General features: G+C 50.5%; 19 protein-coding genes, 1 tRNA gene and 3 rRNA genes. 15 read left to right on the top strand and 8 right to left on the bottom strand.

What is annotated here, in order from left to right; translation table 11 throughout:
• Window positions 1–32 precede the first annotated feature (32 nt).
• The 4 genes from HV345_RS02100 (at window position 33) to rrf (HV345_RS02115) (ending at window position 3,393) form a co-directional block, all read left to right on the top strand.
• Window positions 33–2,939: ribosomal RNA gene (locus HV345_RS02100) — 23S ribosomal RNA — on the top strand.
• Window positions 2,940–3,033: 94 nt separating this feature from the next.
• A 5S ribosomal RNA gene (gene rrf, locus HV345_RS02105) occupies window positions 3,034–3,149 on the top strand.
• 14 nt (window positions 3,150–3,163) lie between these two features.
• Window positions 3,164–3,239: transfer RNA gene (locus tag HV345_RS02110), tRNA-Thr, on the top strand.
• A gap of 38 nt (window positions 3,240–3,277) precedes the next feature.
• Window positions 3,278–3,393 (top strand): 5S ribosomal RNA (rrf, locus tag HV345_RS02115).
• Between the two features lie 84 nt (window positions 3,394–3,477).
• On the opposite strand, the gene HV345_RS02120 is transcribed toward rrf (HV345_RS02115), so the two are convergent.
• The 7 genes from HV345_RS02120 to HV345_RS02150 all read right to left on the bottom strand — a co-directional run bounded on the left by HV345_RS02120 (window position 3,478) and on the right by HV345_RS02150 (window position 12,876).
• Window positions 3,478–4,236 carry an amino acid ABC transporter ATP-binding protein gene (locus tag HV345_RS02120; RefSeq protein ID WP_181546485.1) on the bottom strand — a complete coding sequence of 253 codons (759 nt, stop codon included), beginning with the start codon at window positions 4,234–4,236 and terminating at the stop codon, window positions 3,478–3,480.
• Window positions 4,237–4,243: 7 nt separating this feature from the next.
• On the bottom strand, window positions 4,244–5,347 hold the full coding sequence (locus HV345_RS02125; protein WP_141875726.1) for an amino acid ABC transporter permease: 1,104 nt from the start codon (window positions 5,345–5,347) through the stop codon (window positions 4,244–4,246).
• A 9-nt stretch (window positions 5,348–5,356) separates the two neighbouring features.
• The gene (locus HV345_RS02130) at window positions 5,357–6,538 is read right to left on the bottom strand and encodes an amino acid ABC transporter permease (RefSeq protein WP_103767054.1); all 1,182 of its coding nucleotides are present in this window, start codon (window positions 6,536–6,538) and stop codon (window positions 5,357–5,359) included.
• A 69-nt stretch (window positions 6,539–6,607) separates the two neighbouring features.
• On the bottom strand, window positions 6,608–7,633 hold the full coding sequence (locus HV345_RS02135) for an amino acid ABC transporter substrate-binding protein (protein WP_003025295.1): 1,026 nt from the start codon (window positions 7,631–7,633) through the stop codon (window positions 6,608–6,610).
• A gap of 460 nt (window positions 7,634–8,093) precedes the next feature.
• Entirely contained in the window at window positions 8,094–8,315 is a 222-nt protein-coding gene (locus tag HV345_RS02140) for a lipoprotein (RefSeq protein WP_003025292.1), read from the bottom strand.
• 272 nt (window positions 8,316–8,587) lie between these two features.
• On the bottom strand, window positions 8,588–11,701 hold the full coding sequence (locus HV345_RS02145; protein WP_094169265.1) for an efflux RND transporter permease subunit: 3,114 nt from the start codon (window positions 11,699–11,701) through the stop codon (window positions 8,588–8,590).
• A gap of 11 nt (window positions 11,702–11,712) precedes the next feature.
• On the bottom strand, window positions 11,713–12,876 hold the full coding sequence (locus HV345_RS02150) for an efflux RND transporter periplasmic adaptor subunit (protein ID WP_181547231.1): 1,164 nt from the start codon (window positions 12,874–12,876) through the stop codon (window positions 11,713–11,715).
• 403 nt (window positions 12,877–13,279) lie between these two features.
• Here HV345_RS02150 and HV345_RS02155 point away from each other — a divergent pair, with 403 nt between their 5' ends.
• The 5 genes from HV345_RS02155 (at window position 13,280) to HV345_RS02170 (ending at window position 16,758) form a co-directional block, all read left to right on the top strand.
• Window positions 13,280–14,260 carry an IS5-like element ISKpn26 family transposase gene (locus HV345_RS02155; protein WP_000019441.1) on the top strand — a complete coding sequence of 327 codons (981 nt, stop codon included), beginning with the start codon at window positions 13,280–13,282 and terminating at the stop codon, window positions 14,258–14,260.
• Window positions 14,242–14,427 carry a hypothetical protein gene (locus tag HV345_RS26645; protein ID WP_313890120.1) on the top strand — a complete coding sequence of 62 codons (186 nt, stop codon included), beginning with the start codon at window positions 14,242–14,244 and terminating at the stop codon, window positions 14,425–14,427. The genes HV345_RS02155 and HV345_RS26645 overlap by 19 nt, the downstream gene beginning before the upstream one ends.
• Before the next feature lie 135 nt (window positions 14,428–14,562).
• Window positions 14,563–15,504 (top strand): hypothetical protein, encoded by a 942-nt coding sequence (locus tag HV345_RS02160; RefSeq protein ID WP_181636205.1) that lies wholly within the window; start codon window positions 14,563–14,565, stop codon window positions 15,502–15,504.
• Window positions 15,505–15,685: 181 nt separating this feature from the next.
• Complete coding sequence (locus HV345_RS02165; protein WP_023293266.1) at window positions 15,686–15,970, top strand: AlpA family transcriptional regulator; 285 nt, start codon at window positions 15,686–15,688, stop codon at window positions 15,968–15,970.
• Between the two features lie 8 nt (window positions 15,971–15,978).
• On the top strand, window positions 15,979–16,758 hold the full coding sequence (locus HV345_RS02170) for a phage antirepressor KilAC domain-containing protein (RefSeq protein ID WP_071284456.1): 780 nt from the start codon (window positions 15,979–15,981) through the stop codon (window positions 16,756–16,758).
• A gap of 123 nt (window positions 16,759–16,881) precedes the next feature.
• Here HV345_RS02170 and HV345_RS26305 read toward each other — a convergent pair whose 3' ends face one another.
• Window positions 16,882–17,067: a YlcI/YnfO family protein gene (locus tag HV345_RS26305; protein WP_001547837.1), complete on the bottom strand. Its 186-nt coding sequence runs from the start codon at window positions 17,065–17,067 to the stop codon at window positions 16,882–16,884.
• 190 nt (window positions 17,068–17,257) lie between these two features.
• Here HV345_RS26305 and HV345_RS02175 point away from each other — a divergent pair, with 190 nt between their 5' ends.
• From HV345_RS02175 to HV345_RS02200, 6 genes are read left to right on the top strand one after another with little or no spacing between them, the layout of a single operon-like run.
• Complete coding sequence (locus HV345_RS02175; protein WP_063159742.1) at window positions 17,258–17,470, top strand: host cell division inhibitor Icd-like protein; 213 nt, start codon at window positions 17,258–17,260, stop codon at window positions 17,468–17,470.
• Complete coding sequence (locus tag HV345_RS02180; RefSeq protein ID WP_181636206.1) at window positions 17,463–17,645, top strand: hypothetical protein; 183 nt, start codon at window positions 17,463–17,465, stop codon at window positions 17,643–17,645. The genes HV345_RS02175 and HV345_RS02180 overlap by 8 nt, the downstream gene beginning before the upstream one ends.
• A complete protein-coding gene (locus HV345_RS02185) occupies window positions 17,638–17,952 on the top strand; it encodes a hypothetical protein (protein WP_181636207.1) in 315 nt (104 codons plus the stop codon). The genes HV345_RS02180 and HV345_RS02185 overlap by 8 nt, the downstream gene beginning before the upstream one ends.
• Window positions 17,949–18,317: a hypothetical protein gene (locus HV345_RS02190; protein WP_063159739.1), complete on the top strand. Its 369-nt coding sequence runs from the start codon at window positions 17,949–17,951 to the stop codon at window positions 18,315–18,317. The genes HV345_RS02185 and HV345_RS02190 overlap by 4 nt, the downstream gene beginning before the upstream one ends.
• Window positions 18,314–18,679 carry a hypothetical protein gene (locus HV345_RS02195; protein WP_001549749.1) on the top strand — a complete coding sequence of 122 codons (366 nt, stop codon included), beginning with the start codon at window positions 18,314–18,316 and terminating at the stop codon, window positions 18,677–18,679. Before HV345_RS02190 ends, HV345_RS02195 begins: the two co-directional genes overlap by 4 nt.
• Window positions 18,679–20,814 (top strand): DUF927 domain-containing protein, encoded by a 2,136-nt coding sequence (locus HV345_RS02200; protein WP_046275058.1) that lies wholly within the window; start codon window positions 18,679–18,681, stop codon window positions 20,812–20,814. Before HV345_RS02195 ends, HV345_RS02200 begins: the two co-directional genes overlap by 1 nt.
• Window positions 20,815–20,872 lie beyond the last annotated feature (58 nt).

A 20,872-nucleotide genomic window follows, 5' to 3' on the forward strand; every position in this document is an offset into this window, starting at 1 on the left:
GAAGTGTTTTACGAAACATCTTCGGGTTGTGAGGTTAAGCGACTAAGCGTACACGGTGGATGCCCTGGCAGTCAGAGGCGATGAAGGACGTGCTAATCTGCGATAAGCGTCGGTAAGGTGATATGAACCGTTATAACCGGCGATTTCCGAATGGGGAAACCCAGTGTGATTCGTCACACTATCATTACGTGAATACATAGCGTAATGAAGCGAACCGGGGGAACTGAAACATCTAAGTACCCCGAGGAAAAGAAATCAACCGAGATTCCCCCAGTAGCGGCGAGCGAACGGGGAGCAGCCCAGAGTCTGAATCAGCATGTGTGGTAGTGGAACGGTCTGGAAAGTCCGGCGATACAGGGTGACAGCCCCGTACACAAAAGTGCATATGTTGTGAACTCGAAGAGTAGGGCGGGACACGTGGTATCCTGTCTGAATATGGGGGGACCATCCTCCAAGGCTAAATACTCCTGACTGACCGATAGTGAACCAGTACCGTGAGGGAAAGGCGAAAAGAACCCCGGCGAGGGGAGTGAAAAAGAACCTGAAACCGTGTACGTACAAGCAGTGGGAGCCTCTTTATGGGGTGACTGCGTACCTTTTGTATAATGGGTCAGCGACTTATATTCTGTAGCAAGGTTAACCGAATAGGGGAGCCGAAGGGAAACCGAGTCTTAACTGGGCGTTAAGTTGCAGGGTATAGACCCGAAACCCGGTGATCTAGCCATGGGCAGGTTGAAGGTTGGGTAACACTAACTGGAGGACCGAACCGACTAATGTTGAAAAATTAGCGGATGACTTGTGGCTGGGGGTGAAAGGCCAATCAAACCGGGAGATAGCTGGTTCTCCCCGAAAGCTATTTAGGTAGCGCCTCGTGAACTCATCTTCGGGGGTAGAGCACTGTTTCGGCTAGGGGGTCATCCCGACTTACCAACCCGATGCAAACTGCGAATACCGAAGAATGTTATCACGGGAGACACACGGCGGGTGCTAACGTCCGTCGTGAAGAGGGAAACAACCCAGACCGCCAGCTAAGGTCCCAAAGTCATGGTTAAGTGGGAAACGATGTGGGAAGGCACAGACAGCCAGGATGTTGGCTTAGAAGCAGCCATCATTTAAAGAAAGCGTAATAGCTCACTGGTCGAGTCGGCCTGCGCGGAAGATGTAACGGGGCTAAACCATGCACCGAAGCTGCGGCAGCGACACTATGTGTTGTTGGGTAGGGGAGCGTTCTGTAAGCCGTTGAAGGTGTGCTGTGAGGCATGCTGGAGGTATCAGAAGTGCGAATGCTGACATAAGTAACGATAATGCGGGTGAAAAACCCGCACGCCGGAAGACCAAGGGTTCCTGTCCAACGTTAATCGGGGCAGGGTGAGTCGACCCCTAAGGCGAGGCCGAAAGGCGTAGTCGATGGGAAACAGGTTAATATTCCTGTACTTGGTGTTACTGCGAAGGGGGGACGGAGAAGGCTATGTTAGCCGGGCGACGGTTGTCCCGGTTTAAGCATGTAGGCGGAGATTCCAGGTAAATCCGGAGTCTTGCTAACGCTGAGGTGTGATGACGAGGCACTACGGTGCTGAAGTAACAAATGCCCTGCTTCCAGGAAAAGCCTCTAAGCATCAGGTAACACGAAATCGTACCCCAAACCGACACAGGTGGTCAGGTAGAGAATACCAAGGCGCTTGAGAGAACTCGGGTGAAGGAACTAGGCAAAATGGTGCCGTAACTTCGGGAGAAGGCACGCTGATATGTAGGTGAAGTGATTTACTCATGGAGCTGAAATCAGTCGAAGATACCAGCTGGCTGCAACTGTTTATTAAAAACACAGCACTGTGCAAACACGAAAGTGGACGTATACGGTGTGACGCCTGCCCGGTGCCGGAAGGTTAATTGATGGGGTTATCCGTAAGGAGAAGCTCTTGATCGAAGCCCCGGTAAACGGCGGCCGTAACTATAACGGTCCTAAGGTAGCGAAATTCCTTGTCGGGTAAGTTCCGACCTGCACGAATGGCGTAATGATGGCCAGGCTGTCTCCACCCGAGACTCAGTGAAATTGAACTCGCTGTGAAGATGCAGTGTACCCGCGGCAAGACGGAAAGACCCCGTGAACCTTTACTATAGCTTGACACTGAACACTGGTCCTTGATGTGTAGGATAGGTGGGAGGCTTTGAAGTGTGGACGCCAGTCTGCATGGAGCCAACCTTGAAATACCACCCTTTAATGGCTGGTGTTCTAACGTAGACCCGTGATCCGGGTTGCGGACAGTGTCTGGTGGGTAGTTTGACTGGGGCGGTCTCCTCCTAAAGAGTAACGGAGGAGCACGAAGGTTAGCTAATCCTGGTCGGACATCAGGAGGTTAGTGCAAAGGCATAAGCTAGCTTGACTGCGAGAGTGACGGCTCGAGCAGGTGCGAAAGCAGGTCTTAGTGATCCGGTGGTTCTGAATGGAAGGGCCATCGCTCAACGGATAAAAGGTACTCCGGGGATAACAGGCTGATACCGCCCAAGAGTTCATATCGACGGCGGTGTTTGGCACCTCGATGTCGGCTCATCACATCCTGGGGCTGAAGTAGGTCCCAAGGGTATGGCTGTTCGCCATTTAAAGTGGTACGCGAGCTGGGTTTAGAACGTCGTGAGACAGTTCGGTCCCTATCTGCCGTGGGCGCTGGAGAATTGAGGGGGGCTGCTCCTAGTACGAGAGGACCGGAGTGGACGCATCACTGGTGTTCGGGTTGTCATGCCAATGGCATTGCCCGGTAGCTAAATGCGGAAGAGATAAGTGCTGAAAGCATCTAAGCACGAAACTTGCCCCGAGATGAGTTCTCCCTGACCCTTTAAGGGTCCTGAAGGAACGTTGAAGACGACGACGTTGATAGGTCGGGTGTGTAAGCGTAGCGATACGTTGAGCTAACCGATACTAATGAACCGTGAGGCTTAACCTTACAACGCCGAAGGTGTTTTGGCGAAGAGACACGATATTCAGCTTGATTACAGATTACATCGACATGCGAAAAGCGTGTTGATAAACAGAATTTGCCTGGCGGCTGTAGCGCGGTGGTCCCACCTGACCCCATGCCGAACTCAGAAGTGAAACGCCGTAGCGCCGATGGTAGTGTGGGGTCTCCCCATGCGAGAGTAGGGAACTGCCAGGCATCAAATTTAGTGTGCTGATATGGCTCAGTTGGTAGAGCGCACCCTTGGTAAGGGTGAGGTCCCCAGTTCGACTCTGGGTATCAGCACCAGTTTTTCGGTTAAAGTTTGGCACTTAGAAAAGAATTTGTCTGGCGGCTGTAGCGCGGTGGTCCCACCTGACCCCATGCCGAACTCAGAAGTGAAACGCCGTAGCGCCGATGGTAGAGTGGGGTCTCCCCATGCGAGAGTAGGGAACTGCCAGACATCAAATAAAAACAAAAGGCCTAGTCGAAAGACTGGGCCTTTTGTTTTATCTGTTAAACGCCGGGTTGTATCCGGCGCATGGCTTTAATGGATAACCTGCGACAAAAACGCACGAGTGCGTTCAGATTTGGGGTGAGCAAAAAACTCATCCGGTGCTGCCTGTTCAACAATCTCGCCAAGATCCATAAAGATCACCCGGTCGGCCACTGTGCGGGCAAAGCCCATTTCATGGGTAACACACAGCATGGTCATGCCTGATTGTGCCAGACCTATCATGGTATCAAGCACTTCTTTTACCATTTCAGGATCCAACGCTGATGTGGGTTCATCGAATAACATAATTTTAGGTTTCATGCACAGCGAGCGTGCAATGGCCACGCGCTGTTGCTGCCCACCAGAGATTTGCCCAGGATATTTATGCGCATGTTCAGCAATGCGAACTCGCTCAAGGTAGTGCATTGCCAGAGCTTCAGCCTCTTTTTTTGGCATCTTTTGCACCCAGATCGGTGCCAGCGTGCAGTTTTGCAGGACCGTCAAATGAGGAAAGAGATTAAAGTGCTGAAAGACCATGCCAACTTCTTGTCTGATGCGCTCAATATTGCGGATATCTTCATTGAGTTCGATCCCATCCACCACAATACGTCCTTGCTGATGCTCTTCCAGGTGGTTGATACAGCGGATAGTTGTCGATTTACCCGAACCGGAAGGTCCGCATAATACGATGCGTTCTCCCTGCTTTACCTTCAGGTTGATGTTTTTCAGGACGTGAAACTGTCCGTACCATTTGTTGACGTTTTCCAGCGTAATCATCGCGTCGGTAGACGGCATTAATAATTGGCTCATAAATTCCTCAGTGCGGTGTACGCCCGGTGTTAAAACGTTTTTCCAGATGTTGGCTGTAACGCGACATGCTAAAACAGAAGATCCAGTAAATCAGTGCAGCGAAAACATATCCTTCCGTCGACATACCCAACCATGCAGGGTCCACAGTTGCCTGCTGCACGCTACTGAAGAGATCAAACAGGCCGATGATGATGACCAGACTGGTATCCTTAAACAGGGCGATAATCGTGTTAACCAGACCCGGAATAACCAGCTTGAGGGCTTGCGGAAGAATGACCAGCCCTTGCGTTTTCCAGTACCCTAACGCCAGTGATTCAGCGGCTTCATACTGACCTTTTGGTAGGGCCTGTAACCCTCCGCGAACCACTTCTGCGACATACGCCGACTGGAAAAGAATCACGCCGACCAGCGCCCGGATAAGTTTGTCGATACTGGTCCCTTCGGACATAAACAGAGGAAGCATGACCGAGGACATAAAAAGGACGGTAATCAACGGCACACCGCGCCAGAACTCAATGAAAATGACGGATAAAATCCGCACGACTGGCATATGAGACCGGCGTCCAAGCGCCAGTAAAATACCCCACGGAAGCGCGCCCGCAATCCCCACGGATGCAATGATAAGCGTCAGTGTTAATCCGCCCCACTGTCGGGTTTCTACGCGCTCAAGTCCGAAAAAACCACCGTACATCAACCACCAGACCACCACGGGATAAACGACGGCCCAGACGGCGATATAGCGGCCACGGTGGGGAATAGATTTCCAGAACATAGGGACGATAGAGGCCAGGCCAATGATCAGGGCCAGATTTACGCGCCAGCGCTGATCGTGGGGATAAAGTCCATACATGAATTGCCCAAAGCGTTCATGAATGAACACCCAGCAAGCCCCTGCTTTGGTGCAGTCTGCGCGGGTTGAACCGACCCAATTGGCCTGAAAGAATACCCAGTTCATCAGTGGCGGAAGAAATGACCAAATCAGCCAAACGCACAGCAGCGTGAGCAGGCTATTTGACCAACTGGAGAACAGGTTTTTACGCATCCAGAGTAGACTGCGGCTTGCCGGGTTACTGTTCTGACGCGAGGGGTGAGACAGCAGTGCTTTTGTCATCATGGCTCCTTAGCGCTCAATCAGTGCAATACGGCGGTTATAAATATTCATCAGCAGAGAAATGCTCAGGCTGATGATCAGGTACACCGACATCGTGATAGCAATAGTTTCAATGGCTTGCCCTGTTTGATTGAGTACCGTGCCGGCAAACAGTGAAACCATATCCGGGTAGCCAATGGCGGCCGCAAGAGAGGAGTTTTTGACGATATTCAGATACTGGCTGGTTAATGGGGGAATGATGACGCGCAGCGCCTGTGGGATGATCACCTGGCGCAGTGTCACCGGATTTGGTAGACCCAACGAGCGTGCTGCTTCATGTTGGCCATAAGGAACGGCCTGGATTCCCGCTCGAATAATTTCTGCAATAAACGCCGAGGTATACACTGAAAGCGCCAGCGTCAGGGCAGCCAGTTCGGGAATAAGCACCATTCCGCCACGGAAGTTAAAACCGCGAAGAGCGGGGATATCCCAGTGAAGCGCTGCGCCAAACAGCCACTGTGAGATCATTGGTAAAAGCACGATCAGCGCCAGAGCCGTGGGCCAGGTCCGGCGTAGCTGACCGGTTTTAGTCTGGTGCATTCTGTTGTAGCGAAATAGCCCGATAGTGACGACGATAGTGATAATTACAGCGCCGCAAAAGGCAAAAAATCCTTCTCCCATTTGCGGTGCCGGAATATAGAGTCCCCGGTTACTCAGAAACATCAAGTCCAGCGCGTTAACGGCCTGACGTGGGCCGGGCAGGTTACGTAATACGGCGAAATACCAAAAGAAGATCTGCAGCAGCGGCGGTATATTGCGGAACGTTTCGATGTAGATCGTCGAGAGCTTTCGTAATAACCAGTTATCTGACAGGCGTGCCAGTCCGAGAAAGAAACCGAGAATTGATGCAAAAACAATGCACAGTGCAGAAACCAATAGCGTATTGAGCAGGCCAACGATAAAGACACGGCCATACGTATCGCCTTGCTCGTAATCGATCAGATGCTGGACAATACCAAATCCGGCGCTGCGATCGAGAAAAGAGAATCCCGAGGTAATACCGCTATTGTTCAGGTTATTTATCGTGTTATGGATGAGATAGACCGCAATGCAGATGACCGCAATGACGGCAAGTATTTGAAATAACCAGGCGCGGACCGCAGGGTTAGAAAAGGATAACGATCCTTTTACGATTGAGCGGCGATGGAACATAAGAAAACCTCGGTAACTATGACTCTGGACTGAGCGCCGCAGTCGCGGCGCCCGTTACATCACTACGCATTAGCGCACCGGTGGCGCATATTGAATGCCACCGTTATTCCAGAGGTTGTTCTGTCCACGTTTGATCTTCAGTGGGCTTTCCGATCCCACGTTACGCTCAAAGATCTCCGAGTAGTTACCTACCTGCTTGATAATGTTGTAAGCCCATTTGTTATCAAGCTTCAGATCCTTGCCATAATCCCCTTCTTTGCCTAACAGGTGTGCCATATCCGGCGTTGCAGGATTAGCCGCTTTTTCATCGACGTTTTTCGAGTTAACGCCCATTTCTTCCGCATTCAGCATGGCGAACAGCGTCCAGCGAACAATGGAGAACCACTCATCGTCTCCACGACGTACAACAGGTCCCAGCGGTTCTTTAGAAATAACTTCTGGCAGGACAATCCACTCCGCAGGATTACTCAGCTTGATTCGCAGGGCGTACAACTGAGACTGGTCGGAAGCCAGCGTGTCGCAGCGTCCAGATTCCAGAGCTTTAGCTGATTCATCCGAGCGGTCAAAGGTGACAGGGGTGTACTTCATGTTGTTGGCTTTAAAGTAGTCAGCCACGTTCAGTTCGGTATCTGTTCCTGCCTGGATACAAACTGTTGCGCCATCCAGCTCTTTAGCACTCTTAAGACCCGCTTTATTGTGGGTAAGAAAACCAATGCCGTCGTAATACGTTACGCCAGTGAAAGACATTCCCATTCCTGCGTCACGAGAGGAGGTCCAGGTGGTATTACGAGAGAGCATGTCGACTTCACCAGATTGTAGTGCGGTAAAGCGTTCCTTGGCGGTGAGCGGGGTATATTTTACTTTGCTATCATCGCCAAATACGGCGGAGGCAACGCCACGACATACGTCGACATCAATACCTGAGAACTTACCGCTTGCATCGGCATAAGAAAAGCCAGGCAACCCGTCACTGATCCCACACTGCACAAAACCTTTTTTCTTTACGGCATCAAGTGTTGCGCCGGCATGTGCCTGATTTGCAACCGCAAGCAGCACGCCGGCCGCAGCCAGGCTGGCTATTATCATCTTTTTCATAGAGCATCCTGTGTGGAGGAATTATTGTTATGGAAACGTTCTGAAAACGTCTTTTACCTGTCTGTGGCTATGGCCATACTCTTTTAAGCAAAGGTAGTGCCAGGTTTTTGCGCACGATTATTCGACGCAATATCCAGAGTGTAGACAGGAAAAAATAAATGCAGCGCCCTGAAGTGGTGCAAAATTGAAACGTAAGCCACATTTCGGCGCAAAAAATTTAAAAATCAAACCGGACGTGTGATAACGATTTCGTACGTTAATATTGATGACGTGAGAATAATGAAAAGAAAGCGCGCTGTTACGAAGAACTGAAAAAATGCTAATTTCAAATCGTGGATATGTGAGGCAAATCTATAATAATTTTATTATACGTTGAGTGCTATATACCAACCTTTTGTCTTATATGAAGATTTAATTCTTATTGCAAAAAGCGCGGTACCCACCGCGCTTTTAAGAAGATTTATTTGGTCAGGGCGACTATCCCAAGCGTCAGCCCGGCAACGGCTGCTGCGCCACCGGCGATGGCACCGGCTGTTTCCCAGTTATCCTGCGTGGTGCCTTTCATACAGGTATTGGTATGAACCAGGCGCCCCTGATCGTCGTATACAGGTACGCAAGGAGAATCGTGTGCACAGCCGGCCAGGAATGCGGTAAGCAATGCAACGGATATTAATCTTTTCATGGTGTTACCTCAAAAATAAGCGTTTCGCTAATTGAGCAAAGACAAACGCTAAACCATCTGCGAACTCGGCGATTATTTTACCACTTCTTAAAAAAATACTGACATGAGGAATAATCTCAATTCATGTGGATTGTAAAAATAATGGATAAAAAGAAAGGTGATTCGCGATTTTTTCACGAAGGGTTTATTAGAAATAAATGGCTATCTTATTAATAAATAAAGAGGGGCATCTTAGGTGAAAAAGGCGTCCGAAGACGCCTTTATTTTACAAATTAATTGTTGCGCCGACTAAAACGCCGTCTGACGACAACGAAGAAGACGGGGACGAAGAAGATTGCCAACAATGTCGCGGTCAGCATGCCTCCCATTACGCCTGTACCGACCGCATTCTGCGCCCCGCTACCTGCTCCGTGGCTGATAACCAGAGGCATAACCCCCAGAATAAACGCCAGGGATGTCATCAGGATTGGACGAAGACGCATGCGTGACGCCTCCAGTGTGGCTTCAATCAACCCCTTGCCTTCTTTATCCATCAGATCTTTGGCAAACTCCACGATAAGGATAGCGTTTTTGGCGGAAAGACCGATGGTAGTCAGCAGACCTACCTGGAAGTAAACATCATTATTCAGACCGCGTATGGACGCCGCCAGAAGCGCACCGACCACGCCGAGCGGTACAACCAACATCACTGAAAATGGAATAGACCAGCTCTCATACAATGCGGCGAGACACAGGAAGACGACAATTAACGAAATAGCGTATAACGCAGGTGCCTGATTGCCGGAGAGCCGTTCCTGATATGACATTCCCGTCCAGTCATAGCCGATACCGGTTGGCAGCTGTGCTGCCAGGTTTTCCATGAGCGCCATGGCTTCACCGGTGCTTCGACCCGGCGCGGCCTCTCCCAGTATTTCCATTGATGGCATACCGTTGTAACGCTCCAGGCGGGGTGAACCATAAATCCAATGCGACGAACTGAACGCAGAGAATGGCACCATTTCACCATTCCCACTACGTACGTAGAGATTGTTGATGTCGTTGGGTAACATACGGAACGGCGCGTCAGCCTGAACGTATACCTTTTTCACTCGGCCATGATCGATAAAATCGTTCACATAGGTGCCACCAAGGGCCGTGGAAATCGTTTGGTTTATATCCGACAGACTTACGCCTAACGCCTGGGCTTTTTCCTGATCAATATCCAGCTTAAATTGCGGGGTATCTTCCAGACCGTTAGGGCGCACGCGCACCAGCAAATCCGGATGTTCTCTCACCATACCCAGCAACTGGTTCCGGGCTTTCGTCAGTTCTGTATGACCGAGGTTAGCCTGATCAATTAACTGAAAATCAAAGCCGGTCGCGGTACCCAGTTCAAGAATGGCAGGCATGTTGAACGGGAACACCAGTCCATCTTTAATCTGGCTGAACGCCCTGGTCGCACGTTCGACGATAGCCGTCACGCCGTTTTCATCGCCCGAACGCTCTTCCCATGGTTTGAGGCTAATAAAGACGATACCGGAGTTCTGTCCCTGGCCGCTAAAGCTGAAGCCATTAACGGTGAACACCGATTTTACGTTCGCTTTTTCCTGGTTGAGGTAGTAATTCTGAATCTGATCCAGCACCTGCTGTGTGCGCGTCTGTGTCGCACCGGCAGGAAGTTGCACCATTGTCATAAAGACCCCCTGATCCTCATCGGGCAAGAAGGAGGTAGGGAGGCGTAAAAACAGAACTGCCATTCCGCCGACGATAAGAACATATAGCAACAAGTAGCGTCCGGTTTTGCGCAGAATACCGCTGATACTATTGCTGTAATGCCCGACGCTTTTATCGAACAGGGCGTTAAACCATCCGAAAAAACCGCCTTTCTTTTCAACATGTCCGGCGGAAACGGGTTTTAGCAGCGTTGCGCAAAGCGCTGGCGTAAGAATCAGGGCGACCAGAACAGAAAGCGCCATCGCTGAAACAATGGTCAGAGAGAACTGGCGGTAAATGGCGCCGGTCGAGCCGCCAAAGAACGCCATGGGGATAAATACCGCCGAGAGCACCATCGCGATCCCGACCAGTGCGCCCTGGATCTGGACCATGGATTTCTGCGTCGCCTCTTTGGGCGGCAGTTTCTCTTCCGCCATGACGCGTTCGACGTTTTCTACTACCACGATGGCGTCATCGACCAGCAGGCCGATGGCCAGCACCATTCCGAACATCGTTAGCGTGTTGATGGAGAATCCGAATGCGGCGAGGATCGCGAATGTTCCCAACAGCACGACAGGCACTGCGATAGTTGGAATCAGCGTGGCGCGCAGATTTTGCAGGAACAGGTACATCACCAGGAAGACGAGGATGATGGCTTCAAACAGCGTTTTCACCACCTCGTTAATCGAGATTTTTACAAATGGTGTAGTGTCATAGGGGTAAACCACTTGCAAACCTTGCGGGAAGAAAGGTTGTAACTCAGCCAGCTTTGCTTTGACGCCTGCGGCAGTATCCAGCGCGTTTGCACCGGTCGCCAGCTTAATGCCCAGGCCTGTTGCAGGCTGACCATTAATTTTCGTCACCATGTTATAGTTTTCGCCGCCGAGTTCGATGCGGGCTACATCTCTGAGGTGAACCATTGAGCCATCCTGGCCCACCTTCAGCGTTATGCGACCAAACTCTTCCGGCGTTTTCAGGCGTGTCTGAGCGATAATGGAGGCATTAAGTTGTTGACCCTGGACGGATGGCGCGCCTCCCAGTTGGCCTGCGGCAATTTGATTATTTTGCGTTCTCAGTTGATTGATAACGTCCAGCGGAGTCAACTGATATTTGTTCATTGCGTTGCTGTCGAGCCAGATGCGCATTGCGTACTGTGCACCAAACATCTGGACATCGCCGACACCTGCTGTTCGGCTTATTGCGTCTTTAACGTTAGACGCCACATAGTCGGAAATATCATCCTGCGTCAGATTGTTATTATCGGAGACAAAACCCGCCACCATCAGGAAACCGCTACTGGATTTCTCGACGCTGATCCCCTGCTGCTGTACTTCCTGTGGCAGTAAGGGCATCGCTAACTGTAATTTGTTTTGCACCTGGACCTGTGCGATATCCGGGTCAGTACCTGACTCGAAAGTCAGAGTAATGGTGACGCTCCCGGAGGAATCGCTGGTGGAGGACATATACATCAGGTTATCGATACCGTTCATATTCTGTTCGATAACCTGCGTAACCGTGTCTTGTACCGTCTGCGCATCCGCACCTGGGTAGGTGGCAGAAATAGCGACCGCAGGAGGTGCAATGGTCGGATACTGTGCAACGGGCAGTTGCATGATTGCCAGAGCCCCTGCCATCATCAGAATGATGGCCAGAACCCAGGCAAAAATAGGGCGATTGATAAAAAAGTTAGCCATGTCCGGTTACCTTATTGCGCAGTTTTTGCGGCTGGAGTTTCGGTATCGGTGGTTGCTTTAACCTTTACGCCGGGACGCGCTTTCTGCAATCCGCTGACGATAACCTTATCGCCAGGCTGTAAGCCCTCGCTGATTAACCACTTATCACCTATCGCCTGTGTAGCAACGACGGTGCGAGCCTCGACCTGACTCATGTCATTGACAACCATCACCGTTGCATCGCCGCGTGGCGTACGCGTTACCCCTTGTTGGGGAACGAGAATGGCATTTGGCTGGACGCCTTCATCAATACGAGCACGCACAAACATGCCCGGCAGCAGCGTGTGCTGTGGGTTAGGGAATACGGCCCTGAGGGTGATGGATCCGGTACTTTCATCAACGGTGACATCAGAGAACTGCAACGCACCTTTCAGCGGGTACGACTGACCATTTTCCATCACCAGTTCGACGGTACTGCTGGCGCTGTCTTTATGCAGGCTCCCTTGCTCAACGGACTGTTTAAGGCGCATAAAGTCATTACTGGACTGTGTTACGTCGACGTAAATAGGATCAAGTTGTTGCACGGTAGCAAGTTCAGTTGCCTGGCCATTCGTGACTAATGCGCCTTCGGTGACGTTAGATTTACCGATACGTCCGCTAATGGGCGATGTCACTTTGGTGTAGGCCAGGTTGATACGAGCGCTTTCGACCGCCGCTTTTGCCGCGATAACGGAGGCATCGGCCTGGCGAGCATCAGCAATGGCCTGATCGTACTCTTGCTGGCTGATGTACTTAGTGCCAACCAGCGGGACATAACGTTTTACCGTTAAATGTGCGATAGCTGCTGCCGCTTCACTCTTTGCCAGTTCGCCTTTGGCGCTGTCGTAGTCGGCCTGGTAAGTCGCGGGATCGATCTGATAAAGCGACTGACCGGCTTCAACATCGCTTCCCTCGGTGAAATTCCGTTTAAGTACAATCCCGCTGACCTGAGGACGGACTTCAGCAATACGAAATGCTGTTGTGCGCCCAGGTAATTCGGTCGTCACGGCTAAAGGCGCCTTTTCGACGACATGGACAGTCACCTGCGGCTCTGCGGGGTGAGCTTGTGTTTCTCCCTGATCGTTACAACCGGCGAGTAATACAGCGGACATGATGATGAATGAGGGCAGGAGTGAAAACCTGGCATTTTTCGTCATTTCTATTCCTTAAAAAACCGAACGCTCGTTATTAACCGGGTAACGCAGAGGCGATAACGCGCACAAGTGAAAATAATGGTTGGCTATCCTACAAATTATTAGCTTGCGATGTAAGCAATACTTATTTATGGGCGCGATACACGGCACGTAAAAACAAAAAAGGATTAATCTTCGGTTGTTTCATTATGGTTTTAATAGTAATGCAATGATGCGCATAAACACATATTGAAATAAGTATTTGGTTGGTGAATATATTGGTGGTTGTTATTTGTTTTGTTTATTCGTGTGCAATATCCATAATTAACTGTTTTAGAACTCGTCTAAATAAACGCTAAGGAAGGTGCGAACAAGTTCCTGATATGAGATCATCATATTCATCCGGAGCGCATCCCAGAGGGACATCATGAGCCATCAACTCACCTTCGCCGATAGTGAATTCAGCACTAAGCGCCGTCAGACCCGAAAAGAGATTTTCCTCTCCCGCATGGAGCAGATTCTGCCATGGCAGAATATGACCGCTGTCATCGAGCCGTTTTATCCCAAGGCGGGCAATGGCCGACGGCCCTATCCGCTGGAGACCATGCTGCGTATTCACTGCATGCAGCATTGGTACAACCTGAGCGACGGTGCCATGGAAGATGCCCTGTACGAAATCGCCTCCATGCGCCTGTTTGCCCGATTATCCCTGGATAGCGCCCTGCCGGATCGCACCACCATCATGAATTTCCGCCACCTGCTCGAGCAGCATCAACTGGCCCGTCAATTGTTCAAGACCATCAATCGCTGGCTGGCCGAAGCAGGCGTCATGATGACCCAAGGCACTTTGGTGGATGCCACCATCATTGAGGCACCCAGCTCTACCAAGAACAAAGAGCAGCAACGCGATCCGGAGATGCATCAGACCAAGAAAGGCAATCAGTGGCACTTTGGCATGAAGGCCCACATTGGTGTCGATGCCAAGAGTGGCCTGACCCACAGCCTAGTCACCACCGCGGCCAACGAGCATGACCTCAATCAGCTGGGTAATCTGCTTCATGGAGAGGAGCAATTTGTCTCAGCCGATGCCGGCTACCAAGGAGCGCCACAGCGCGAGGAGCTGGCCGAGGTGGATGTGGACTGGCTGATCGCCGAGCGTCCCGGCAAGGTAAAAACCTTGAAGCAGCATCCGCGCAAGAACAAAACGGCCATCAACATCGAATACATGAAAGCCAGCATCCGTGCCAAGGTGGAGCACCCGTTTCGCATCATCAAGCGGCAGTTCGGCTTCGTGAAAGCCAGATACAAGGGGCTGCTGAAAAACGATAACCAACTGGCGATGTTATTCACCCTGGCCAACCTGTTTCGGGTGGACCAAATGATACGTCAGTGGGAGAGATCTCAGTAAAAACCGGAAATAACGCCAGAAATGGTGGAAAAAATAGCCTAAATAGGCTGATTCGATGTGTTTGCGGGAAAAAAATCGGCCCAGATCCGCGAAATTTTAATCAGCGAGTCAGCTTGGGAAGAAATGACCTGCTTATTCGCACCTTCCTTAGAACTTCTTGCGGGTAATCATCAAAATGTGGTTCTGTTACCTGTAGCGAATAGAGATTAGACTGGTCTTGCGAGTCTAGGTCGGCCAACCGAAAAGCGGGGAACCCTACCCGCCTGGCTCGCAAGTTAATTAGGGGCGTTGAGGGTAACGTTATGGCAGAAAAAGAAGTAAAAATTCCATTTTCATATTGTAGATTGTCCAGAGGTGCATCATTTCTGGGGGTTGAACCGTCAGATTTGATCAACCTTGCTATTGAAAATAAAATCGAAATAAGCATGATGCTGAAAAGGTTTCACTGTCGAATCCTTCTTCGTGAAGATTTTAGTGATGTAAAGGATTGGTATTCATCACTATATTTTCCTCGTACTTTTAATGCTATGTCAGGGCAAACCCGCGCAATAACGAATCACTCTTTTATTGAATTTACTAATGGCCGTTATTTTGAACCGGATAAACTATTATCTGGTTCAGACATCTTTACGGAACAAGAAAGTAAAGGATTCCTTGTCGGGTATGGCTTTGCATTAGGTCTGTGGCGGGTAATGCCCGATCAGTTTGAGTCATCTTTACCTGTGAAGAATTTTTTCCCCGGATTTTTCCCGTGCCTCACGGGCGGTGAAACTCCAGTAATTCAGATTCTGCCAGCCCAGCCTTTTATCGATCAGGCTAATGGCAAGAGGTTTAATTTTGACCCTTATGAGTTTGAAGCCGGGTACGATGATTTATGGGTTACTAATTATGATATTAAACGGCTTATGGAAAGCGGCCTTGATTTCGATAAGCTGCCAATGCTCAATGCTATTGAACGACCTGATTTAGACTCTGACTCAAAAAATAGTATTAATAAACGTTCAGAAAGCGCAAAAGAAAAACATGCACGAAATGAACTGTTAATTTTAAGTGCTGCAATAAAATTCAAAGAAACAAGTGCTGATATTTTCAATGAAAAATGCTTGAAAAAAGATGGGAGCTACAATTTCTCAGCATGGGCCAGAGAACTTTCCGACAGAGTGCACTTATTCCCTGACGGACAATGTCCGGTCAAGAGCGTTGACACAATTACGTTATACATTAGTAGGCACTTTAAGTTTTAATTGTAGTAGCTTCTAAACGTTAGAAAGGGTGTTCTAATCATTAGATTACCCTTTATAGAATTAAACACACCTTTTTAAATTTTAGAAGCCATTTTTATTAATTCACTTTAGACAAATACTTCCCCCACAACGCAAGAACAGACAGGAAAGGCTCCTTCTGATTGCGTAAAGTGGAGGAAGCATGTCAAATACTCTTTTTACCCCGCCAACACCTGAACAACGCCGTACCATTCTCGCAGAATATGGCATTAAGTTTGATCGCCGTATTCGTGAAAGTGAATGCTTCGAAATAACCAGCCTTTCCCGTTCCACCCGCTGGTATATGGAGAATGAAGGTAAATTCCCGCCACGCTGCCACTTTGGCCGTAATAGTTGCGCATGGCTTTTGTCAGATGTTCTTTGGTGGGTTCGCAATCCACCTGCTGTTGAGAACGTCAACACCCCTTACAACCGTAAATCCGCGTAGGGGGCGCTATGCAAAAATTAAATGAGTTGGTTCCGGTTAATCCCGGAAATATTGGCGGCGTGACGGTATCGCTGGTTAGTGCAAAAAAACTCCATGAGTTTCTCTGCGTTGGGCGTGATTTCACCACCTGGATTAAAGGGCGTATCAGCCAGTATGGTTTTACTGCTGGCGTGGATTTTACTGTGGTTGAAAATTTGAGCGCCCCCGTTTCGGGGAGCGCAAAATATCGCCAACAAATTGCACATGATTACCTGATCACCATCGACATGGGTAAAGAGCTGGCAATGGTTGAGCGCAACGAAAAAGGGCGGGAGGTGCGCCGCTACTTCATCAACTGCGAACGCCAGGCAAAAGCCGCCGCTAATATCCCCCAGACGTTACCGGAAGCCCTGCGCCTTGCTGCTGATCTGGCAGAAAAGGCAAGCGAACTTGAAAACCGACTGGTGGCCGCTGCGCCAAAGGTTGATTTCGCTGATCGCGTGGCGGAGATCAACAAGGGTATTTCCATTCCCAACTATGCCAAAGCCGTAGGGCTTGGCCCCATCAAATTATTCGGCTGGATGAGGCAACAGGGGATTCTCATCAACGGCGGCCAGCGCCACAACCTGCCTATGCAGCGTTATATCGATAGCGGTTATTTTGCCGTTCGCCAGGGAACGTATGAAACGAATGGCGAGGTAAGAGCCTCATTCACAACGATGCTGACGGGGAAGGGTGAGCAGTGGTTAACGAAGAAACTGATCGCTGGTGGCGTATTGCCGGAGGTGCCGAATGCTGACGCTGAATAAAACAAAGGCAGCTTTGCAGAGCTGCCAATGTCACTACGAAAAACCGAAACAGATTAAGCATACCAGGGTTAATGCTGGTGGTCAAAGAATGGGCCAGCGCAATTCTGCGCCCGCTGTTTTTATTCAGGATTTTGGCTCTTCTTTTGCCTTTTGGCGCTGGCGGCGTTTGATTTCGCCTTTCGCAGCAGTGACAAGAAACCCTGCGGTACTTTCACCTTCATGTTTAAAAAGCTCGATATCTTCCATCACATCATGGGGGATTCGAACTGTGGTCATTTGTGACTTTGCATTCTTCGCACCTGTTGCCATTACTGAAACTCCTTATGTTAGGTGTATTTCAGTATACGCAAAAAAAATAAAAGGAAAAGGCTTGAAGTGTATTTCACTTTGGGCTAGTTTTAATATTGAAGGTGACATACACCTTTCAAGTGCGAAGCCCGGTAGTGCTAGGAACACTAACCGGGCCTCTGACCACAAACCGTTAAGTGAGGTAACAGTTATGGCTGACAATCAGTCTACCCAAACTCGCCCTGAATTTACATGGAGATTTCTCTCCACCTCTGAGCGCTACCCTACCGCAAAGCCGTTGGTAATCTACGTCAACGCATCCAGTGAGCAGGAAGCCCGCGACACCATGCCCGGCGTAACCCTCATTTTCGCTGCCCGCCTGCCGTTCCACGCATTTCAGATTATGGAGGTACGCCATGCGTGAGTTAATGGATAAAACCACGTCGATAGCGTGTGAACTGGCAGCCTTATTGATGGTTGTCGAAGAATACGACGTTGATCATGAGCGGGAAAACCTTATTAGCCTGGCTAGGCGCGTCTCTGACAATTTGGCCTCAACCATGATTGAGCAAGGTTCGAAAGGGGGCAACGATGCGTGATATCTATCATCAGCTTGTGAAGAGCGCTCCTGACTTTAAAAATTTCACTGATGAAGCCCTGGCTGAATCTAGCGACTTATACGCTTCCGGTGCATTTGCCATCAATAGTGCGCTTACACTGATCGGCAATCTAGCGTTCGACGCTACCAATGCCGAAGACTACTCAGATGAAGATCTCAGACGTGACTTGGTTCTGGTAAGTCATGCGCTGCGGCACCTTCCGAGAATGGCACAGGCTCTTAATCAGAGCGGTGATGCTGCTGAATATGTGCGCGGGCAACGTAAAAAGACGGGAGAGAAATCATGATCAGTCACGTGAAGTTTAACGAGCTGGAAAACCGTCTTGATTTACTGGTTAACCGTGTCCTTGAGTTGGAGCAGCAGATTCGCACACTAACTGAAAGTCAGGGGGGAGATATTCCTCCCGGTATGGCGCCAGTCGCCACGCTGGCGGCTGAGTTCGGCATATCAACGAAAAAGGCTGAGGAATTGGCAAAAAACACGGGCGTTATGCTGGTCAGAATGAAAGCTGGTGGCTTTATCGCGCCGGATAGCAAGTTCAGAGAAGCGGCGAGGCAGGTTCTGCGCAGTGCGAAGCGCAAATATGGATCGGCGTACTGGTATCACCCATTACTTGGCAAATTTCAGATGAGCGGAGGTATCCCGCAATGACCGATATTTTTGAAGTGATAGGCCCATTGTTCCGCAAACTGACCGAAACATGTATTGCTCACCAGATAGCGGAAACCGGTTCGGCAACCTTGCTGGTGGAAAGCGATAAGTATATGGCCCGCTATCGCTTCACGCTGGAGCCGCGCGTAACTGAAAACGTATTGATGAAATATATGATTTTTGGCTGCTTTGAAGAATTCGGGCGCGATGAGGGGTTAAGGCGTTTGCGGGATATTCTGCTGACCTGCTTTACCGACGATGGCGATATTAACGAAATGGGGTTGCAGATAGTGAAAAGCTGCCACCTTGAGTACCTGCATGAAGACCTGGGCGCGGATATGTCCAATAAGGTGTTGCACTGATGAAGATGAAGAATGCCCCGAATATCAAATTTCTGCCGAAAGATAAATTTACTGAGGCGATTATCTTTGCGGGTGAAGATGCCTATTCACATGTGCAGCACTGGATCGAGAGCGAAGGTAAAAGGGCGTGGGATGATGTGCCGCCTGTTTATCTGGGCAAAAGGCAACTGGCAGAACTGGAACGATTAAACATCGTTGATAACGGCCGTCGCAGTGTTCGTGTGATCCGCGCTGGCGAGCTTTCCGAAATGCAGATAAGCACTATCGCAACCAAACTGGCGCTGGCGGATGTGAAAGAGGCCCGGCTGTTTAATGGCATGTTTGAGCCTCAGCCGAAGGAGGACTGGACGGGCAGGCTTCCACTTCTCAAAGAAGAGGCCGAACGCGGGGAAAGTATTGTGGTGAACTTGCCTGTGAAAAAACGGGAGCCAAAGCCTGAACCGGGCGATGAACTCAAACCCCGCGTGGAAAGCCGCAGCGATGGTCTGTACTGGATCACGCCAAAGGTGGACAAGGATAGTGGCGAGATCATCAATAACGAAACGTGGCTGTGCTCGCCTCTTGAGGTAGTCGGTTCCGGTAGTGACGGGGCAGAGCGCTATCTTGTTTTGCGCTGGCGTTCGCCGCGTGGCCACGAAGATATTACCAGGGCGATCCCCTGTGCTGATATCGGTGAGCGCGACGGCTGGCGCTCACTTAAAGCTGGTGGGGTGAATGTGACCACTAAAAGCACCTTCCGGGCGATTCTGGCCGACTGGTTGCAGCAAAGCGGCACTGATCGGGAATGGATTATCACCCATACCACTGGCTGGCATCATGGCGCATATATCATGCCTGATGGTGAAGTGATTGGCGATCCAGAGACGCCCATTCTCTTTAACGGTCGCAGCGCTGCATCTTCCGGGTATGCCATTGCTGGTACTGCTGCCACCTGGCGGGATTCCGTCGCCCGTCTGGCCGGGGGCAATCCGTCCATGATGCTGGGCGTGGCAGCGGCATTATCCGCGCCGCTTATTGGCCTGGTGGGTGCTGATGGTTTCGGCGTCCATTTGTTCGAGCAGTCGAGCGCCGGTAAGACCACTACCGCCAATATTGCGAGCAGCCTGTGGGGTGAGCCTGATGCGTTGCGGCTTACCTGGTACGGTACTGCGCTTGGCATAGCAAACGAAGCGGAGGCGCATAACGACAGCCTGTTACCGCTTGATGAGGTAGGACAGGGCAGCAGTGCCAAAGATGTTGCCACGTCTGCTTACACCCTGTTTAACGGTGCCGGAAAGTTGCAGGGAGCCAAAGAGGGCGGCAATCGGGAGCTTAAACGCTGGCGCACTGTGGCGATCAGCACCGGGGAAATGGATATTGAAACCTTCCTGGCTGCTGGTGGGCTGAAAGTGAAAGCGGGCCAACTGGTGCGCTTGCTCAACATCCCTATGGAGAAATCGACGGCCTTTAACGGTCTGCCAAACGGCAAGGCTCATGCTGACGCACTGAAAGAAGCCTGGATTGATAACCACGGGGCGGCGGGGCGTGAGTGGGTTAAATGGCTGGCGGCTAACCAGCAGGAGGCTAAACAGGCGGTGCGTGACGCGCAAACGCGCTGGCGCGGCCTCATCCCGGCGGATTACGGTGAGCAGGTACACCGCGTGGCCGAACGCTTTGCAATCCTCGAAGCCGCGCTGGTAACTGGTGCATCAATCACCGGATGGAGTGAACAGGCCAGCCGTGACGCTATCCAGCATAGCTTTAACGCCTGGGTGAAAGAGTTCGGCACGGGTAACAAAGAGCACCAGCAGATCATCGAGCAGTGCGAGGCGTTCCTGAATGCCTACGGTTTAAGCCGCTTTGCACCGTTGCCCTATGATCCGTCCAGTATGCCGATTCGCGATCTGGCCGGGTATCGAAAGCGCAAAAGCAGCCATGATGATTCGCCGCTGGTGTTCTATACGTTCCCCGCAACGTTTGAGAAGGAGATAGCTCAGGGCTTTAACGCCAGGCAGTTTGCCCGCGTGCTTGCCGCTGCTGGCTTGCTTTCTGAGCCGTCCAGCGGGCGTGGATACCAGCAGAAATCCCCGCGTATTGATGGGCGTCAAATCAACGTTTATGTGCTTCACCAGGTTGCGGAAGATGGAGAAGAATAAATTACACATGTGAGGGTTATTAATGTTGGTTCAGTTGGTTCAGTGTCTATGGGTTATG

It is taken from the genome of Citrobacter sp. RHBSTW-00986 (assembly GCF_013783065.1).
In the GTDB taxonomy this organism is placed as follows: Bacteria; Pseudomonadota; Gammaproteobacteria; order Enterobacterales; family Enterobacteriaceae; genus Citrobacter; species Citrobacter braakii.

Excerpts from the sequence above, each read along its gene's own strand:
- HV345_RS02120 (WP_181546485.1), bottom strand. The coding sequence starts at position 4,236 with ATGAGCCAATTATTAATGCCGTCTACCGACGCGATGATTACGCTGGAA.
- HV345_RS02125 (WP_141875726.1), bottom strand. The coding sequence starts at position 5,347 with ATGACAAAAGCACTGCTGTCTCACCCCTCGCGTCAGAACAGTAACCCG.
- HV345_RS02130 (WP_103767054.1), bottom strand. The coding sequence starts at position 6,538 with ATGTTCCATCGCCGCTCAATCGTAAAAGGATCGTTATCCTTTTCTAAC.
- HV345_RS02135 (WP_003025295.1), bottom strand. The coding sequence starts at position 7,633 with ATGAAAAAGATGATAATAGCCAGCCTGGCTGCGGCCGGCGTGCTGCTT.
- HV345_RS02140 (WP_003025292.1), bottom strand. The coding sequence starts at position 8,315 with ATGAAAAGATTAATATCCGTTGCATTGCTTACCGCATTCCTGGCCGGC.
- HV345_RS02145 (WP_094169265.1), bottom strand. The coding sequence starts at position 11,701 with ATGGCTAACTTTTTTATCAATCGCCCTATTTTTGCCTGGGTTCTGGCC.
- HV345_RS02150 (WP_181547231.1), bottom strand. The coding sequence starts at position 12,876 with ATGACGAAAAATGCCAGGTTTTCACTCCTGCCCTCATTCATCATCATG.
- HV345_RS02155 (WP_000019441.1), top strand. The coding sequence starts at position 13,280 with ATGAGCCATCAACTCACCTTCGCCGATAGTGAATTCAGCACTAAGCGC.
- HV345_RS02160 (WP_181636205.1), top strand. The coding sequence starts at position 14,563 with ATGGCAGAAAAAGAAGTAAAAATTCCATTTTCATATTGTAGATTGTCC.
- HV345_RS02165 (WP_023293266.1), top strand. The coding sequence starts at position 15,686 with ATGTCAAATACTCTTTTTACCCCGCCAACACCTGAACAACGCCGTACC.
- HV345_RS02170 (WP_071284456.1), top strand. The coding sequence starts at position 15,979 with ATGCAAAAATTAAATGAGTTGGTTCCGGTTAATCCCGGAAATATTGGC.
- HV345_RS26305 (WP_001547837.1), bottom strand. The coding sequence starts at position 17,067 with ATGGCAACAGGTGCGAAGAATGCAAAGTCACAAATGACCACAGTTCGA.
- HV345_RS02175 (WP_063159742.1), top strand. The coding sequence starts at position 17,258 with ATGGCTGACAATCAGTCTACCCAAACTCGCCCTGAATTTACATGGAGA.
- HV345_RS02180 (WP_181636206.1), top strand. The coding sequence starts at position 17,463 with ATGCGTGAGTTAATGGATAAAACCACGTCGATAGCGTGTGAACTGGCA.
- HV345_RS02185 (WP_181636207.1), top strand. The coding sequence starts at position 17,638 with ATGCGTGATATCTATCATCAGCTTGTGAAGAGCGCTCCTGACTTTAAA.
- HV345_RS02190 (WP_063159739.1), top strand. The coding sequence starts at position 17,949 with ATGATCAGTCACGTGAAGTTTAACGAGCTGGAAAACCGTCTTGATTTA.
- HV345_RS02195 (WP_001549749.1), top strand. The coding sequence starts at position 18,314 with ATGACCGATATTTTTGAAGTGATAGGCCCATTGTTCCGCAAACTGACC.
- HV345_RS02200 (WP_046275058.1), top strand. The coding sequence starts at position 18,679 with ATGAAGATGAAGAATGCCCCGAATATCAAATTTCTGCCGAAAGATAAA.